Origin of the sequence: Neobacillus niacini NBRC 15566 (assembly GCF_001591505.1) — a bacterium.
Taxonomy (GTDB): Bacteria; Bacillota; Bacilli; order Bacillales; family Cytobacillaceae; genus Neobacillus; species Neobacillus niacini.
The window spans coordinates 281603-299994 of the sequence record NZ_BCVA01000002.1 but is presented as its reverse complement, the minus strand read 5'-3'; the positions used below and the strand labels follow the sequence as shown (position 1 = coordinate 299994).

The 18392-nt window shown below is 39.1% G+C and carries 19 protein-coding genes and 1 pseudogene; all 20 read right to left on the bottom strand.

Features of this window, described 5'->3' with window-relative positions; genetic code table 11:
• Positions 1-279: pseudogene (locus tag BANA01_RS03445) on the bottom strand (ribonuclease HII); the annotation flags it as partial.
• Positions 280-702: 423 nt separating this feature from the next.
• A complete protein-coding gene (gene ylqF, locus BANA01_RS03440; RefSeq protein ID WP_034675702.1) occupies positions 703-1578 on the bottom strand; it encodes a ribosome biogenesis GTPase YlqF in 876 nt (291 codons plus the stop codon).
• Positions 1579-1599: 21 nt separating this feature from the next.
• Complete coding sequence (gene lepB / locus BANA01_RS03435) at positions 1600-2151, bottom strand: signal peptidase I (RefSeq protein ID WP_034675731.1); 552 nt, start codon at positions 2149-2151, stop codon at positions 1600-1602.
• A gap of 167 nt (positions 2152-2318) precedes the next feature.
• Positions 2319-2663, bottom strand: coding sequence for a 50S ribosomal protein L19 (rplS, locus tag BANA01_RS03430; protein ID WP_034675704.1), 345 nt, complete (start codon positions 2661-2663; stop codon positions 2319-2321).
• A gap of 147 nt (positions 2664-2810) precedes the next feature.
• The gene (gene trmD, locus BANA01_RS03425) at positions 2811-3554 is read right to left on the bottom strand and encodes a tRNA (guanosine(37)-N1)-methyltransferase TrmD (RefSeq protein WP_034675706.1); all 744 of its coding nucleotides are present in this window, start codon (positions 3552-3554) and stop codon (positions 2811-2813) included.
• Positions 3551-4069 carry a ribosome maturation factor RimM gene (gene rimM / locus BANA01_RS03420; RefSeq protein ID WP_034675708.1) on the bottom strand — a complete coding sequence of 173 codons (519 nt, stop codon included), beginning with the start codon at positions 4067-4069 and terminating at the stop codon, positions 3551-3553. Before rimM ends, trmD begins: the two co-directional genes overlap by 4 nt.
• Positions 4070-4083: 14 nt before the next feature.
• Positions 4084-4470, bottom strand: a complete 387-nt coding sequence (locus BANA01_RS03415; protein WP_034675709.1) for a YlqD family protein — start codon at positions 4468-4470, stop codon at positions 4084-4086.
• A gap of 82 nt (positions 4471-4552) precedes the next feature.
• On the bottom strand, positions 4553-4783 hold the full coding sequence (locus BANA01_RS03410) for a KH domain-containing protein (RefSeq protein WP_034675712.1): 231 nt from the start codon (positions 4781-4783) through the stop codon (positions 4553-4555).
• A 5-nt stretch (positions 4784-4788) separates the two neighbouring features.
• A complete protein-coding gene (rpsP, locus tag BANA01_RS03405) occupies positions 4789-5061 on the bottom strand; it encodes a 30S ribosomal protein S16 (protein WP_034675715.1) in 273 nt (90 codons plus the stop codon).
• 244 nt (positions 5062-5305) lie between these two features.
• Entirely contained in the window at positions 5306-6658 is a 1353-nt protein-coding gene (gene ffh / locus BANA01_RS03400) for a signal recognition particle protein (protein ID WP_034675717.1), read from the bottom strand.
• Between the two features lie 12 nt (positions 6659-6670).
• Positions 6671-7003, bottom strand: a complete 333-nt coding sequence (locus tag BANA01_RS03395) for a putative DNA-binding protein (RefSeq protein WP_034675720.1) — start codon at positions 7001-7003, stop codon at positions 6671-6673.
• Between the two features lie 86 nt (positions 7004-7089).
• Entirely contained in the window at positions 7090-8079 is a 990-nt protein-coding gene (ftsY, locus tag BANA01_RS03390; protein ID WP_034675723.1) for a signal recognition particle-docking protein FtsY, read from the bottom strand.
• 20 nt (positions 8080-8099) lie between these two features.
• The gene (gene smc, locus BANA01_RS03385) at positions 8100-11666 is read right to left on the bottom strand and encodes a chromosome segregation protein SMC (protein WP_063251647.1); all 3567 of its coding nucleotides are present in this window, start codon (positions 11664-11666) and stop codon (positions 8100-8102) included.
• Between the two features lie 64 nt (positions 11667-11730).
• Positions 11731-12471 carry a ribonuclease III gene (gene rnc, locus BANA01_RS03380; RefSeq protein WP_063251646.1) on the bottom strand — a complete coding sequence of 247 codons (741 nt, stop codon included), beginning with the start codon at positions 12469-12471 and terminating at the stop codon, positions 11731-11733.
• A gap of 164 nt (positions 12472-12635) precedes the next feature.
• Positions 12636-12869, bottom strand: coding sequence for an acyl carrier protein (gene acpP / locus BANA01_RS03375; protein ID WP_045515275.1), 234 nt, complete (start codon positions 12867-12869; stop codon positions 12636-12638).
• Between the two features lie 69 nt (positions 12870-12938).
• A complete protein-coding gene (gene fabG, locus BANA01_RS03370) occupies positions 12939-13682 on the bottom strand; it encodes a 3-oxoacyl-[acyl-carrier-protein] reductase (RefSeq protein WP_063251645.1) in 744 nt (247 codons plus the stop codon).
• Positions 13679-14626 (bottom strand): ACP S-malonyltransferase, encoded by a 948-nt coding sequence (gene fabD, locus BANA01_RS03365; RefSeq protein ID WP_063251644.1) that lies wholly within the window; start codon positions 14624-14626, stop codon positions 13679-13681. The genes fabG and fabD overlap by 4 nt, the downstream gene beginning before the upstream one ends.
• A 14-nt stretch (positions 14627-14640) precedes the next feature.
• The gene (gene plsX, locus BANA01_RS03360) at positions 14641-15645 is read right to left on the bottom strand and encodes a phosphate acyltransferase PlsX (RefSeq protein WP_063251643.1); all 1005 of its coding nucleotides are present in this window, start codon (positions 15643-15645) and stop codon (positions 14641-14643) included.
• On the bottom strand, positions 15642-16226 hold the full coding sequence (gene fapR, locus BANA01_RS03355) for a transcription factor FapR (RefSeq protein WP_063251642.1): 585 nt from the start codon (positions 16224-16226) through the stop codon (positions 15642-15644). Before fapR ends, plsX begins: the two co-directional genes overlap by 4 nt.
• Positions 16227-16343: 117 nt before the next feature.
• Positions 16344-18392: an ATP-dependent DNA helicase RecG gene (recG, locus tag BANA01_RS03350; RefSeq protein ID WP_063251641.1), complete on the bottom strand. Its 2049-nt coding sequence runs from the start codon at positions 18390-18392 to the stop codon at positions 16344-16346.

The following is an 18392-nucleotide window of genomic DNA, read 5'->3' as shown; positions in this document are numbered from 1 at the left end:
GGCGGCTGCCACAACTGGTCCGGCTAGCGGACCCCTGCCAACTTCATCCACACCAGCTATATATTTATAGCCTTGGGTCCGCCACTTCAATTCATAGCCCTTCATTTCAACGAACTTTTCTTTCAGCTGTCTTTCCTGTTCCATTTTCTTTTGCCATCTATGTATTAATTGTTGAACCCCTTTACGTTCATCCTGCTGAATTTTTATAAAAAAGGGGTCGCTCTCATCTTTAATGTTAGTAAGCTGTTGTTCAATTTCTGCTATTGTTACTATTTTCATTTTCTTCACCCGTTGTAAATCATACCTTTCCCTCCGATTAATTTCAATGACCAAAAATAAACAAAAAGACCCTCCATATGTGAAAGTGAAGGGTTCCGTTTTTCTGGTTCATTCATATTAAATGACACAAGAATAGTGGTATCTAGGTTCATAGGGTCCGCACGCTTCGATTTAAGGAAGAGGTTAAGCACCTGAGTTGATAAATAGGCGAAGAAATTCCGCTTAATTTGAAATTGGTAATAAAAAAAGCTTAAACAGACGGAGAAATTCCGTCTATTGGCTCGAAAAATTCGCTTATAGTGAATTTTGCATGAATTAAGCGGAAAACCTCCGATTAATTACCCCGAAACAATGATCGATTCAGCATTTAAACGAAAAATCTCCGCTTATTCTACTTTTCCTGCTTACTAGATTAAGGTTTGTTTATTTCTGGTCAGTTTTATCGATGAACTCACTTGGTCTTTCAAATGTCAGCGGTCCAAATCTTTCAGACCGAATCTCCCTGATCACCAGCTCGGATACTTTATCATAATCAACAATTCCGCCGGCTCCGAGACAGCCTCTAAGCTCTCCTATTTGGTCAAACATCTCGACCACATTTTCAGGGACAGAATCGAGCTTGTATCGTTCTTTAAGTCTCTCGGGATAATGCTCTGATAAAAACTTAATTGAAAAGACAACTAAGTCCTGCAAATTTAGCAGCGTGTCTTTAATCGCCCCTGTTACAGCTAGTTTTTTCCCAACCTCTTGGTCTTCAAACTTTGGCCAAAGAATACCCGGAGTATCTAATAATTCCAACTCTTTGCCAACTTTAATCCACTGCTGAGCTTTTGTTACACCTGGCATATTCCCTGTCTTTGCGATATTTTTCTTTGCAAGCCGATTAATTAATGTTGATTTTCCGGCATTAGGAATCCCAACTATCATAGCTCGAATCGCTCTGGGGTTCACTACACCCTTGGCTCTTAAGCGGTCAAATTTTTCTTTTAAAATTTCATGAGAAGCCTGAACAATATCCCTCATTCCTTCTCCAGCCTGAGCGTTGATTGCTATTGCTTTTATTCCTTTTTGAGCAAAATAGGCAATCCACTCTTTTGTAGCTGCTTTATCCGCCATATCCGCTTTATTTAACAGAACCAACCTTGGTTTATGCTGAATAATTTCATCAATCATTGGATTTCGGGATGAATAAGGAATTCTCGCATCCACTAATTCATAGATAATATCTACTAGTTTTAGTTTTTCTGTGACTTCTCTTCGAGCTTTTGCCATATGACCCGGAAACCATTGTATTGTCATAGCTGTCACCTCCTAGGTCTTCTATTTCACGATATGTGCATCTTTTAAAGGCCAGTACACAATACTAGTATTCCCAATTATTTTGTCTAATGGGATGGTTCCAATATGCCTGCTGTCTTTACTAAATCGGCGATTGTCACCCATTACGAACAACTCGCCTTCTGGCACCGTTTCAGTACCTACTGGAGTTTCTTCAAGCGTAAAAGGATCAGTAAGCGGTCCTTCTACCTTTTTCTTGTATTCATCCAAATATGGTTCTTTATACGGCTTACCATTTACATATAAGGTATCGTCTTTGTATTCGATACGGTCTCCCGGAAGTCCAATTACTCTTTTAATGTAATCCTTCTGTTCAGGCGCATGGAAGACGATAATATCAAAGCGTTTTGGCTCACCAATATTATAGCTTAGCTTGTTTACAATCATACGATCTTGGTGCTGCAGTGTCGGCATCATAGAGAGCCCGTCTACTACAATTGGTGCAAAAAGAAAATAACGAATGACAGCTGCTAGTGCAACAGCAATTAATAGTGCCTTCGTCCATTCCCAAAGTTCATTCTTCTTTTTTATCATTTCTTGTTCCCCGCCAATCACAAAAAAAATGTTTGCTATTCTCTTATTTTACATAAAAATTGTATATTAAACACGTGGGGCTGCACTTTTTAATCAAACTTTAATATTACAAAGATTTGAAATGATATGTACGAAAAAAGAGCTTGCAGAGCAAGCTCTTTCTTTTATTATCTAATTTCTTTAATACGAGCTTTTTTACCACGTAGCTTACGTAAGTAGTATAGTTTAGCACGGCGAACTTTACCGCGGCGCAATACTTCAAGCTTCGCAATTTTAGGTGTGTGTACAGGAAAAGTACGCTCAACGCCTACTCCGTAAGAAACCTTACGAACTGTGAAAGTTTCGCTAATTCCACCACCACGACGCTTAATCACTACACCTTCGAATAACTGAATACGCTCACGAGTACCCTCGACAACTTTAACGTGTACACGTACAGTATCACCAGGACGGAACGCAGGTAAATCAGAACGAAGTTGTTCTTTTGTGATTTCTTCAATTAATTTTTGCATCGTTTTCAACTCCTTCCAACAGACGCTCTTGCATATCTACTATCCTATATCATTGCAGCGGAACATCGTTATAAGACCATACTGAATTCATCACTCAGCTCAAGTCACAAGATGTATAATAACATAAAAGACATATCTATGCAATAACTACTCGTATTCTTTTTTTATTTCATTAAGCCATTTTTCTTGTTCTTCGGTTAAATCTATTTTTTCTAGTAAGTCAGGTCTTCTAAGGAATGTTCGTCTAATAGCTTCTTTGTTTCTCCACTCTTCGATTAATTTATGATTACCTTGCAGTAGAACATCTGGAACCTTCATGCCGCGAAAATCAGAAGGACGTGTGTAATGAGGGTGCTCCAATAAACCTGTACTGAATGAATCTTTCATATGTGATTCTTGATTTCCTAAGACTTCAGGTAAAAGACGGACGACACTATCAATCACTACCATTGCTCCAAGCTCTCCGCCAGTTAAGACATAATCTCCTATTGAGATTTCGTCTGTTACCACATGTTCACGTATTCTTTCATCATAGCCCTCATAATGACCACAAACAAATATCAGGTGCTCTTCCTGCGCCAATTCCTCTGCTGTTTTTTGGTCATATGTTTTTCCTTGAGGGCAAAGCAGAATCACTCTTGTCCGATCACTTTCCGCCTGTTCCTTTAATGCTGCAACAGCGTCAAATAGCGGCTGAGGTTTTAATACCATTCCGGCGCCACCACCATAGGGATAATCGTCAACAGTCTGATGTTTATTATCCGAGTAGTCCCGAAAATTGACAACATTGTATTGAACAGCTGATTTTTCAGCTGCTTTATGTAAAATGGAATGTCCAAATACACCTGAAAACATCTCAGGAAATAATGTAAGTACATCTATTTTTATCATGAAAGCAGCCCTTCCATTGGTTCAATTAAAATAACTTTTTCTTTAATATCTACTTTTTTTACAACATCTTCAATATAAGGAATCAGTATTTCTTTGCCGCCAGGCGATTTAATTACCCATACATCGTTTGCCCCGGGGGAAAGTATCTCAGTAACCTTACCAATTTCCATACCGCTTGTTGTAGCCACGAGGCACCCAATAATCTCATGGTAATAATATTCATCCTTTTCAAGATTGCCTAACTGCGATTCTGGGACCTTAAGGATTCCATCCCTAAACTTTTCAACCTCGTTGATATTTTCAAATCCTTCAAAGGTTAGAAGATTAAAATTTTTGTGAGTACGGTGGGTTTTTACGGTCAATTCAACGGGCTTATTTGATCCTGGCATAAATAAATACAATGTATTCCCTACTTTGTAGCGCTGCTCTGGGAAGTCAGTTTTAGAAATAACCCTGACCTCACCTCTAATTCCGTGTGTATTGACTATTTTTCCAACATTAAACCATTTTTCCATTCTGCTTGTCACCTCTATCTTATTTCCTCGATCATACCGTCTTTAATGATGATTGTCCGGCGCCCTGTTACTTCATCCCAATTGTCACCAACATTTACTTCAACAAGGGCCTGCACTTCTTTTTCTTTTAATTCACTGCCTAATGGTAGCATATGTAGTTGTTCGATTTGAAACTCATAAAGCTTTTCTTTGTCATGGCGTTTTTTCAGTTCTTTTTCAAAATGAGTTTTCAGCGCACTAGCTTGATATTTTTTCGCCTTTTCTAATTTTTTTAACTCAAATTGAAGTTGCTCATATTCTTTTTGCATCGACAGCTTACCTGCAAAATATTTTTCAAGCAGCTTTTGTTTGCTTTGCTCCGTCAAGATTTGCTTTACGATCACAGTTTGAATAAGTTGCATAAAATTGCCTCCTCAAGATCTGTTTTCTTGATAGCAAAAAAGGGAGGAATTTCATTCCCCCCCTTAATCTAGATGCAAAAAGCTATTCACCAATTTCTAGAAAAATTTTCTTTTGTTGTGAAGATCCTGCTGCATATACAACAGTCCTAATGGCCTTTGCAACACGCCCTTGTTTACCAATCACTTTTCCCATGTCTGTCTTATTGACAGTAAGGTAATACGTGATTCGCTGATCCTCTTCGTTGACATTCACGCGAACATCTTCTGGAAAATCAACAAGCGGCTTTACAATCGTTTCAATTAATTGCTTCATAGCAATTACTTGCTTAACTTAGCATTATGGAATTTTTCCATGATGCCTTGGTTAGAGAAAAGGTTACGAACTGTATCAGATGGCTTCGCACCATCTTGTAACCACTTAAGAGCTAATTCTTCGTTGATTTGGATTGCAGCTGGTTGAGCTACTGGATTGTAAGTTCCAATCACTTCAATATAACGTCCATCACGAGGAGAACGAGAATCTGCTGCTACGATACGATAGAAAGGAGTCTTTTTAGCTCCCATACGCTTTAAACGAATTTTTACTGCCATTTTAAATAAGCACCTCCGAATAGTTTCACACAAGATAGTATATTATCAATTATTAATTCATTTGTAAAGTGTTTTTTCTTTACAGTATTATTTCCAATTTCAGACAGTTCTAAACATGTTGTCCAGCTACAGCGCCTAGGGGCTTGGGGTCATAAGCCACCCCGTCAAGAAGGTTAAAGAACAACCTTCTCGCCGGCTCGTCTTATGCCTGTCGCCCCTGAACAAGGCGCTTCCGCTTTTCGTTTTAAAAAGGTTTAAACGGAAATTTAAATCCGCCTTTTTTCTTGCCTTTTTGCTGCATTCCTGTCATTTGCTTCATCATCTTTTTCATATCTTCAAACTGCTTTAATAAACGGTTTACTTCAGGAACGGTTCTGCCGCTTCCTTTGGCAATCCTTCGTTTGCGATTTGAATTCAGAATTTCTGGATGACTCTTTTCTTCAGTGGTCATAGACCGAATGATGGCTTCTACGTGTGCAATTTGCTTCTCTTCAATTTGAATATTATTCAAACCTTTAATTTTGTTTGCACCAGGCATCATCTTTAATAATTCATCAAGAGGCCCTAAATTACGGACTTGTCCCAGTTGCTCTAAAAAGTCGTCAAGCGTAAAAGATGCTGTCCGCATTTTCTGCTCAAGCTCTTTTGCCTTTGCCTCATCAACATTTGCTTGTGCCTTTTCAATTAGGGTAAGCACGTCACCCATGCCAAGAATCCTAGAGGCCATCCGTTCAGGATGAAATGGTTCAATGGCGTCCATTTTTTCCCCTAGACCCACAAACTTAATAGGTGTTTGAGTAACAGCACGAATGGACAGCGCAGCCCCGCCTCGCGTATCACCATCAAGCTTTGTTAAAACAACCCCAGTTAACCCAAGTTGTTCATTAAAGCTTTGAGCTACATTAACTGCGTCCTGACCTGTCATTGCATCAACTACGAGAAAGATTTCATCAGGTTTCGTAAGCTCTTTAATGTCCTTTAGCTCACCCATTAGGTTTTCATCGACATGTAAACGACCCGCAGTATCGATGAGAACATAGTCATGATGTTCTTCTTTTGCCTGTGCAATAGCTTGCTTAGCAATTTCCACTGGGCTTACTTGGTCACCAAGAGAGAATACTGGCATATCTAATTGTTTTCCAAGAGTTTGAAGCTGCTTAATGGCAGCAGGCCGGTAAATATCAGCTGCTACAAGCATTGGCTTACGGTTATACTTTTTACGAAGCAGGTTGGCAAGCTTACCTGTCGTTGTCGTTTTACCAGCACCTTGTAATCCAACCATCATGATCACAGTAGGAGGACGATTAGAGGCAGCAATCTTACTTTGCTCACCGCCCATTAATTCTGTCAATTCTTCATTAACAATTTTAATAATCTGCTGACCAGGGGTTAAGCTTTTTAGTACTTCTTGTCCTACTGCACGTTCGCTGACTTTTTTAACAAAGTCTTTAACGACCTTAAAATTAACATCGGCCTCGAGTAGTGCGAGACGGACTTCACGCATCATTTCTTTTACATCCGCTTCCGTTACTTTGCCTTTTCCACGGATTTTTTGAATCGTATTCTGCAGTCGGTCGGCTAATCCTTCAAACGCCATTTATGCCGCCTCCTAATCTAATTTCTCAAGCTCGGCAACCACTTCCAGCATTGCCTGCTTTGATGGGTCTTCTTCAATTAGCAATTCTTTTACATGCTTCAATAGTTTACTGCGCTCTTGAAATTTCTGAAATAGTAATAGCTTTTCTTCATACTCCTCAAGCATAGCTTCCGTACGTTTGATATTATCATATACAGCCTGACGGCTTACAGCGTACTCTTCAGCGATTTCTCCAAGTGAGTAATCATCTAAATAATAGAGAGACATATAGCTTTGCTGCTTTGGTGTTAACAACGAATAATAGAAATCATAAAGATAATTCATTCGTGTTGTTTTTTCAAGCATGCTTATCCCTCCCTTTGTTAAGTGAAAAGCCTTTACAAATGTAGTTTACACAGTCATTTCAAGTCTGTCAAGAAAATATCTTTACATCAATTTACAGCATTATCCACTTGGTCGGCAAATAAACCATAAACATACTGCTCTGCGTTAAATTCCTGTAGGTCATCCATTTTTTCACCAAGACCGACGTATTTAACAGGGATTTTCAATTCATTCCGAATGGCCAAGACAATACCGCCTTTTGCTGTACCGTCCAGTTTGGAAAGAACGATCCCGCTTACATTCGTTACCTCTTTAAAAGTCTTAGCCTGAATAAGTGCGTTTTGACCCGTTGTTGCATCTAGTACGAGCAGAACCTCATGTGGTGCACCAGGTACCTCACGCTCGATTACCCGTTTTACCTTTTCTAGCTCTTTCATTAAGTTGACTTTGTTTTGTAAGCGTCCGGCAGTATCGCAAATCAATATGTCTACTTTCCGAGATTTAGCAGCCTTAATCGCGTCATACATAACTGCTGCTGGGTCAGAGCCTTCTGCCTGTTTAATCACGTCTACTCCGACTCTTTCTCCCCACACTTCTAACTGTTCAATAGCACCGGCCCGGAAAGTGTCACCTGCTGCTAATAAAACAGATTTTCCTTCTGTCTTAAACTTATGACCAAGTTTCCCGATGGTCGTGGTTTTTCCCACACCGTTAACACCGACAAATAAAATAACAGTAAGTCCATCTTCTTGTATATTTAACTTAGAAGATTGTTCCTCTCCTGCATTATAAATATCGACCAGCTTTTCTGAAATAACACTTTGAACTTCTTGTGGATCCTGGATATTTCGGCGTTTTACTTCCATCTTCAGCTCTTCGATTAGCTTCATAACGGTATCAAAGCCTACATCTGCCTGGATTAAGATTTCTTCTAATTCCTCGAAGAAATCTTCGTCTACTTTTCGGTATCTAGCTACAAGGTCATTTACCTTGCCAGAGAAATTATTTCTCGTTTTCGAGAGACCGTCTTTAAATTTTTCGGTTACAGCCTCTGTTTGTTGCGTTATTTTCTCTTTTAACTTTTTAAAAAAACTCATTCTTCTTCACTTCCTATGATTTAAGTTTCAACAAGCTCCTTCGTATCCTCCAGCCGGACAGAAACGAGCTTTGAGACACCTGATTCCTGCATGGTTACACCATATAAAACATCCGCTTCTTCCATCGTACCTTTTCTGTGAGTGATAACAATAAACTGTGTTTCAGAACTAAACCTCTTCAAGTATTGACTAAAACGAAAAACGTTTGCCTCATCTAATGCTGCTTCTACCTCATCCAATATACAAAACGGCACAGGACGGACTTTTAAAATTGAGAACAGCAATGCAATCGCTGTTAATGCTCGTTCTCCCCCTGATAATAACCCAAGGTTTTGAAGCTTCTTACCCGGTGGCTGTGCAACGATTTCTACACCTGTATTTAATAAATCCTCTGGGTGGGTAAGTTTTAAATCTGCTCTTCCACCGCCAAATAACGCTCGGAACACAGGTTCAAATTGCTCACGAATTCCATAAAACGTCTGTTCAAAACGTTTTTTCATTTCAGTATCCATTTCGTCGATGACTTGATAAAGTGTATCCTTCGCCTCTTGGAGGTCGTTCTTCTGCTCATTTAAAAATTCATATCTTTCCGAAACTCTCTCGTATTCTTCAATGGCTCCAATATTGACACTGCCAAGTTCCTCGATGGCAAGTTTAATCAACTTTACCTTTTTCCTAGCTTCTTCTAATGGCAAATCGAGTGGATACTGTTCTTTCGCTCCCTCAAAAGAAAGTAAATATTCTTCTCTAAGATGTGCAAGCTTTGTTTCAAGTTCCACATCCAAGCGATTGATTTTCACTTCTTCATCCTTTAAAACTTCAACCATCCCTTTATGAAGTCTCTTTATTTCTTTTGCCTCAATTTCGGCATCTTCAAGTGCCGAATGCATTTGGAGCCTTTCCTGCCTCCTAGACGAGATAAGTGAAATGGTTTCTTCCTTGTCCTGCTGTTTACGTTTTGCAGCAATCTCTAACTGTTCTTCACCGGAAGTACTCCCCTCCATTTCCGATGTAAGCAGCATAAGATCCTCTTTATATAGCGCGAACCGCTCTTGGCTCTCGTTTAATTCTTCATCGATCATACCTAAACGATCTTTTGAATTTACAAATTGCTCATTCTTTGAAGCATATTCCACTTTTAAATCCGTTATTTCCTTCATCAGTGTATCTTTTGATGAGATATCATTCGTTTTTTGTTCTGTAAGTTTAGCAATTTGACTATCAAGTAAAGTTATCTTTTCTTTAAAGCCAGCAATCGCTTCCTTAAGTTCAGATGATCGGATTGTTATCGTTGATTGTTCCTCTACTAATTGACCTTTTTCAAGGTCATAAATTTTCAAGCGGTCGTTAATATTTTTGGCTTCAAATTCAGCTTCACGGAGATCACCTTTTAATGTTTGCTCCTGTTGTCTTAATTCTTCACCAAACCTTCGCAATTTTTCTAGCTCTAGTTCATGTGTTTTAACATCCACTTTTAATGACTTTACATGACTTTCTAAATTTGAAGTTTTTTCACTCATGATGACGAGCTTTTCTTTCAACTCTTCAAGCTCACCTTTTCTCGTTAATAATGAACTTGTCTTTTGCTTTTGTGCCCCGCCTGTCATTGATCCGCCTGGATTCACGATATCGCCATCTAAAGTAACCATACGACAACGATACTGGAGGGTTTTAGCCATTTCGTTAGCACCCTTTAAATCTTTTGTAATAATAACATTACCTAAAAGGTTACTTATTACCTCAGAGTACTTAGGATCAAAGCTTACTAGATCTACTGCACTCCCTATCAGTGAAGGATGGTTTTGAATAGATAAAACTTGAGAGGATGACAACAATCGGCCTTTAATAACGCTTAAAGGTAAAAAGGTTGCTCGCCCGTATGAATTCTGTTTCAAGTATTGAATAGCCATACGAGCATTTTGTTCCGTATCTACGACTATGTGCTGCAAGGCTCCGCCTAAAGCTGTTTCAAGTGCTGTCTCGTACTCCTTAGGCACCGTTATAAGCTCGGCAACAGCACCTTCAATTCCGTGCAGCTTTTTTCCCCTTGCTTTTAATACTTCTTTTACGCCTTGGAAAAATCCAGAGTAGTCTTCTTCCAGTTCCTCAAGCATTTCTTTTCTTGATTTCGCCTGTTGAAGAATTTGATAAGCCTGGTATAAAGTCTTTTCTTGCTTTTGATAGTTATTTTGGACATTCTCAAGCTTGCGCTGCTTCTCCCTAAAACTTATAACCTGACTGGAGAGCCTTGATTGTACCTCTTCTAGTACTGCCTGAACTTGCAGCATTTTATCTTGAGCATGTTCCCTTTCCTCAAGGAATTTAACATTTTCAGAGTCAAGGCGTGAGCTCTTTGTTTCTTGCTGCTCTAGCCGCTGATCAATAAACTTAAGCTCATTTTTTGCACCAGCTTGCTCATTTAAAAGTTCAATATATTCACTTTTTAAAGTTTCAATTTTTTCTTCAATATTTTCGGTAAATAACGCCAATTTCCCCTGTTTTTCTTTTAACTGTGTTTGAAGTAAATTTACCTGTTCATTCAGTTGATTCACTAAGGCTTCTTGATTTTGTTTGTTACGTTTTAAATGTGAGATTTTATCCGTCAGTTCAGTAATACCCTTTTCGAGCTGGGCTCTATTTTGAGAGGCATTTTTCTTGCGTTCTTTTAGTACCTCTTTCCTGCCTTCTAACTTTTCAAGTTCCTCACTTGCATGGAGGAGAACATTTTGCAAATCAGTAATCGACTCATCAAGTGCAGCAATGTGGTCCCTTGTTTCTTCTATCTTTGCTTCCTTTACTTGCAGCTGGGCCGAAAGTTTAATTTCTTCCTGCTGATGTTCTCTTAGCTGCTCCGATAGATGGGTCCATTTTTGGTGTAAATCTTCAATATCATAAACGGTTAAGGCCACTTCGATGTTTTCAAGTTCTGCTTTTTTCTCTAAATAATCTTTTGCCATGGAGGCCTGAATCTTCAGTGGTTCAACTTGTCCTTCGAGTTCATGAAGAATATCATTCACTCGATTTAAATTATCCTGTGTTTCTGCTAATTTAACTTCTGCTTTTTTCTTACGATTTTTATATTTCAAAACACCTGCAGCTTCTTCAAAGATGGTTCTTCGGTCTTCCGCCTTACTGTTGAGAATTTCTTCCACTTTCCCTTGGCTGATAATGGAAAAAGCTTCTCTGCCAAGACCAGAGTCCATAAACAAATCTATAATATCTTTAAGTCTGCAAGGCTGTTTATTAATTAAATACTCACTATCTCCTGCACGAGTGACTCTCCTCGTTACACTCACTTCATTGTAATCGATGGCTAATCCTTCGTCCTGATTATCCAGCGTTAACGTCACTTCCGCATAATTTAACGGCTTTCTAGAATCGCTTCCCGCAAAAATGATATCTTCCATTTTGGAGCCTCTAAGTGATTTCGCAGACTGCTCACCTAATACCCAGCGGATGGCATCTGTTATATTACTTTTCCCACTTCCATTTGGGCCAACTACAGCAGTGACTCCTTGAACAAAATCCACCCCAATACGATCTGCAAAAGATTTAAAGCCAATGATGTCCAACCGTTTTAAAAACATATCCTTTTCCTCCCTAGAGCTTGGCCGGAATCTTTCCTTAGCTTAGCATTCTATGGTTGTTTTTCTATGATGTTTTAGCCTTTAAGACCTCCAATGCCATTTGGGCGGCATGCTGTTCAGCTTCTTTTTTTGATTTACCTGTACCGATACCTAATTCTTCACCATTTAATGAGACTCTTGAAACAAATTCTTTGCTATGAGCAGGGCCTTTTTCAATTAATACCTTATATTCAATTAAACCGGTCCCATCTCTTTGAATTAGTTCTTGAAGCTGGCTTTTGAAATCCATCACATGAGAAAAAGCACCCTCATTTATTTTAGGGAAGACCACTTTATCTAGAAATCCGTTTACTACCTCAAGTCCTTTATCCAAGTAAAGTGCACCAATAAATGCTTCGAATACATCCGCTAACAGTGCTGGGCGCTCCCTGCCCCCTGTCATTTCTTCACCCTTACCTAACAAGATCAACTTGCCAAAGCTAAGTTCGTTTGCCATGGTTACAAGTGAAGGCTCACAGACAATAGCAGCCCGGAGCTTTGTCAGCTCTCCCTCACTCATCATTGGATATTTTAAGAACAAGAACTTTGAAACCGTTAGTTCTAGTACGGCATCCCCTAAAAATTCAAGCCTTTCATTATCTTCATAAGGCTTTCTGCGATGCTCATTCACATAGGATGAATGAGTAAATGCTTGTTTTAATAGTTTTTCATTTTCAAAATGAATACCGATCCTCGTTTGAAAATCCTTAAATTGATTTTCTTTTGCGCGATTGTTCATTTCTTTTTCCTTACCTTTTCTGCGCATTAAAGTCTCCACCTTGCATATTTTTTACACATACCTATCAATAGTTTAAGTAAAATCAATTCAAAACGCAAAGAAACCTGGCAGTATTTTTTTAAGACTGCCAAGTCTTATAATACAGAAAGAAGCTCCGTTTGAAAACGGAGCTTTTGAAGAAATCCAACGAATTAATTTTTGCTATTTATGTAATTAACAGCATCACCAACTGTGCCGATTTTTTCAGCATCATCGTCAGAAATTTCCATATCAAACTCATCTTCCAATTCCATAACTAGTTCAACTACGTCAAGGGAATCAGCACCAAGATCATCTTTGAATGAAGCTTCAAGTTTAACTTGTGACTCATCTACACCTAAACGGTCAACGATGATTTTTGTTACACGCTCTAATACCTCTGCCATTCTAGTTCACCTCCCCTCAAGCTATTATAAAGTATATCAAAAAAATAATACACATACTTTAATAAAAAATTACATGACCATGCCGCCGTTAATGTGAAGAGTTTGTCCTGTAATGTATGAAGCGTCATCGGAAGCCAAGAATGCTGTCATTTTAGCAATATCCTTAGGCTCACCCAGTCGTGCAAGCGGGATCTGTTTTAACATCTCACCTTTTACTTCATCCGATAATTTATCTGTCATATCGGTTGTAATGAAGCCTGGAGCAATTGCATTTACTGTAATATTACGAGAAGCAAGCTCTTTCGCTGTCGTTTTTGTTAAACCAATAACACCTGATTTTGCGGCAACATAGTTTGCCTGACCTGGATTTCCACTTACACCAACAACTGAGGTGATATTAATAATACGGCCGACACGCTGCTTCATCATTTGACGAGTTACCGCTTTGGTACATAGAAAAACACCTTTGAGATTGATATTAATAACATCATCCCATTCTTCTTCTTTCATTCTCATTAATAAATTATCTTTTGTGATCCCTGCATTATTGACAAGTATATCCAATTTACCAAAGCGATCGACTGTTTCTTTTACCATTGCAGCTACTTCTTCGCTATTGGATACGTCACACTTAATTGCAAATGCTTCTTGACCTAATGCTTTTATTTCATCTACCACTTCATTGGCTTTACCTTCACTGCCAGCATAATTCACGGCGACATTGGCTCCCTGTCTAGCAAGCTCAAGGGCAATTTCTCTGCCAATCCCTCTTGATGCGCCGGTTACTAGGGCAACTTTGCCTTCTAGTGTCATAGATTTTCCTCCTTTAATGCCTCGATAACAGATTGACAGCTTTCCTCATCCGAAATCGAATATGTTTTAACACTGCGGTTAATTTTCTTAATTAACCCTGAAAGTACCTTTCCAGGACCAATTTCAATAAATGTATCAACACCTAAATCAATCATCTTCACAACAGAATCTTCCCATAAAACAGGTGAATAAAGCTGTTCAATTAAATTTTCCTTTATCTCTTCTGCCTTGGTCATTGGATTTGCTGAAACGTTAGCAATTACAGGAATGCCGGCATCTTTCATATCAAGTTCATCTAGAACCTGTCGAAGTTCACTGGCTGCTGGCTTCATTAAAGAAGAGTGGAATGGTCCACTGACCTCCAAAGGAATCGCTCTTTTTGCGCCGGCTTCTTTTGCACTTGCGCTAGCAAGCTCAACCCCTTTTCGAGAACCCGAGATAACAATTTGACCAGGACAATTTAAATTTGCCAGAGAAACTGGGAAACCAGTATCACTAACTTCAGCTGTTACCTTAGATAGAGGTTCACGGTCAAGTCCTAATATGGCTGCCATGGAACCTTCACCATTTGGTACAGCTCCCTCCATAAATTCCCCTCTTTTTCTTACAGCGTAGACACCATCTTCAAAGGTTAAAGCACCAGCTGCTACAAGTGCTGTGTACTCACCAAGACTATGTCCAGCGACAAAATCAGGCTTAATAGCTGCTTTTTGAAATCTTTCTAGAATAGCCAAACTCGTTGTTAATAAGGCCGGCTGTGTATTTACTGTTTTTGTCAATCCTTCTTGAGGTCCCTCAAAAATAAGCTTACTCAATTCAACTGAAAGTCTCTCGTCTGCTTTTTTAAAATATTGCATTACCTCAGGATACTGTTCAGCAAGTGAATGTCCCATACCAACTGTTTGTGAGCCCTGACCAGGAAATACAAACGCGATTTTCCCCATTTCCGCACCCCTTCTTACACTTCTATTTTAGATGTTTTCTCATCTTCAACAGATTTTTTGATGAGACCAACTACATTCTTTTCAACCATTTCCCTCGTTTGACGAATTGCACTAAAAATAGCTTGTCCGTTAGAGGAACCATGTGCTTTGATTACGGGCGCCTTTAAGCCAAATAGGCCTGCACCGCCATACTCTGAATAGTCCAATGTGTTCTTTAAAACTTTGAACTCTGGCTTTAAAACGGCTGCAGCAAGTTTACTTTTAAGACTGCTCATTAACGTAGTTTTTAGCATTTTAAACATGGAAAGTGCTGTACCCTCAACCGTTTTTAATACCATATTCCCAGTGAACCCATCCGTTACAACAACATCTGCTGCACCATCAAGCAAATCCCTGGCCTCTACATTGCCTACAAAATTTACATTTGCATTTTTTAAAAGTTCGAATGCCTGTTTTGTTAGGTCAGTCCCTTTCTTTTCTTCGGTTCCGATATTAAGAAGACCTACTCGCGGCTTCGCTATGCCTCTTACCTTTTCACTATAAATGGATCCCATTATCGCATATTGCAGCAAATGCTCAGGCTTGGCATCTACATTCGCCCCAACATCCAGTAATAGAAAACCCTCTCCACCAATCGTCGGTAAAGTTGGTGTAAGTGCTGGGCGATCAATGCCCTCAATCCTGCCAACTACAAATAATCCTGTAGCCATTAATGCACCTGTATTTCCTGCTGATATACAGGCGTCTGCATTTCCGTCAGCTACTTGCTGTGCAGCTAGTACCATAGAGGCAGTTTTTTTACGGCGAACAGCCCTAACAGGTTCGTCCGTACCAAGGATTACCTCGGATGTATGTAAAATGCTTATACGTTCTTGGTTCGTTAAGTATTCTTTAATTTTTGTTTCATCGCCCACTAGGGTAATATGTATATCTGAAAATGCTTCTACAGCTTTCATCGCACCGATTACGATTTCTTTAGGCGCATGGTCGCCGCCCATTGCATCGATCGCTATTTTCATCTTTTCTCATCCTTTAATGATTTTTCTGAACGGTACATTTCGAATTCGCCTTTAAAGACAAGTTCATTATTAACATAACTTGTTACTTCAACAATTGTTCTGCCAAGGCCGTCGTCTATTTTTAAAACTTTTGCTTTGGCAATCACTCGTTCACCTTGTTTGACAGAACGCTTAAATTGAATATTTGCCTTTGCCGTTAACGCCAATTCATCATTTATTACCGCTACTGCTAGTGAGTTTGCCTGGGCAAAAACATGGTGTCCCCGAGCAATCTTGTTTCGTATAAAAACATGCTCTTCTCTAACATCAAATATTGAAATCGCACTTTGATCGAGTTCAATATCAATTATTTCACCAATTACTTCTTCTAATGGCAGAGACCTGACCTCATCTTCAAATTTTTTCTCAGCAACATACTTTATCCTTTCCCGTAGTTCAGGAATTGATAATTCCAAACGATCTAGGCGAATCGTTTGTACACTAACTTGAAATTTTTCTGCAAGGTCTTCGTCAGTTATAAAAGGATTTTCCTTTATGGTTTCCTTTAGCATTTGTTGGCGTTCTTTTTTTGTTCTTCTCATATCATACACCGTCCGAGCTATTATGACTAGGTACTAATAGTAGTATAAAATTAGAAAAAGCAGATTGCAAGAATAAGTTTTTATTCTTGCAATCTGCTTCCAGGCAGTTTTTGTAAATTAGTCCAATTTTTCTCCTTCTAATACACCGGTGTCTTCTAACTGGTTTCTTAGGTATTGGTACTCGCTTCGTGTCCAGAAGGTTTTTGATTGGATCATTAGTGTTGCGTCATTTCTAGCGGTTTCGAGCGTACGGTAATCATGAACCATGTCTGCAAGCTTAAATTCTGGGACTCCACTTTGTTTTTTACCAAAAAAGTCTCCAGGTCCCCGTAATTCGAGATCCTTTTCACTTAAAACAAATCCGTCATTTGTTTCGGTCATGATTCGCATTCTCTCCTGACCTACTTCTGACTTTGGATCCGCTAATAAAATACAATAAGATTGGTCACTGCCTCGGCCAACCCTTCCGCGTAGCTGATGGAGCTGGGAAAGTCCAAATCTTTCGGCGTCATAGATCACCATCATCGTGGCATTCGGAACATTCACTCCAACTTCTACTACTGTGGTGGAAACTAACACCTGTACCTCATTTGTACTAAATGCCTTCATAATGGTATCTTTTTCATCTGAACTTAACCGCCCATGCATAAGTCCAACCTTATATCGATTTTGAAAATGGTGGGATAGTGTAGTATGAACGTCAATTGCATTTTGAACATCCAGCTTGTCGGATTCTTCAATCAATGGGCAAATCACATAGGCCTGATGACCCTTTATCAATTCCTTTTCGATGAAAGAAAGAACTCGTCCCAACATTTCCGGTTTTGCCCAGTAGGTTTCTATCGCTTTCCTCCCAGCTGGCATTTCATCAATAATCGATACATCCATCTCACCAAAAACGGTTATAGCAAGTGTTCTTGGTATCGGTGTCGCAGTCATGAATAGGACATCAGGATTTTCTCCTTTTTCTCGTAAAACCCTCCGCTGTTCAACCCCAAAGCGATGCTGTTCGTCGGTTATGACAAATCCCAGTCTTTTGAAGGTAACCTCATCTTGTATAAGTGCATGCGTCCCTATTAATATATCTACTGTTCCTTCAGATACATGTTGAAGAATCTCTCTTCTTCTTTTCCCTTTAACCGAACTCGTTAACAATTCACACCTAAGACCGAAGGGTTCTAATAACCCATTAAGCGATTCAGCATGCTGTTCTGCTAGGATTTCCGTTGGTACCATTAATGCTCCTTGGTAGCCAGCCGTAACACTTGCATATAATCCAATCGCTGCAACCACTGTTTTCCCAGAACCAACATCTCCTTGCAGAAGACGATTCATTCTCAAAGGAGATTTTAGGTCGTTAAGGATTTCCGATACAACACGACTCTGTGCATTGGTCAATGGAAAAGGCAATGATTGAATAAATTGCTCTACCTTTGTTTCTAGATATTTTTGCTCAATTCCAGGCGAATGCTCTCGTTCAAATTTCCGTAATGCCTGCATTTTTAATTGAAATAACAAAAATTCCTCATAAACCAAGCGGCGGCGGGCCTGTTTTACGTCCTCTTGATTAACTGGAAAATGCATGGCTCTGAGAGCCTCATTACGGTCTAACAAGCGATATTTTTTCACAAGTGATAAAGGTAAACTTTCCTCGATATATTGACCGAATTGTTGAAAAGCAATTGAAATAAATTTGCGCATTCCCTTGGTCGTGATTTTACCTTTTAGTGAGTATACTGGCTCAAAATCTTTTGTTTTTGTATTTAGTCCAACCTGCATTTCATTAGCAGTAATTGTTTGCCGATGGGCGTCCCATTTACCTGTAACCGTAATGGTTTCATTCATAATAATCTTCGATTTTAAATAAGGCTGATTAAAAAACACAACCTTAATTAAATAGTTTCCAACGAACATTCTAATCATCAGTTTAGATTTCTTCCTGCCATAATATGTAAGAGAAGGCTCACTATGAACCTTCCCTTCTACAGTAATTTTCTCATCATGCTTTACCTCTGAGAGCTCGCGCAGCCGATAATCTTCATACCGGTATGGAAAATACTCTAATAAATCTAAGACTGTATAAATTTTCATTTCTGCTAAACTCTCAGCCGTTTCTTCCCCGATTCCCTTTAAGACTGTAACTGGCTGTTTTAGATATTGATTCAC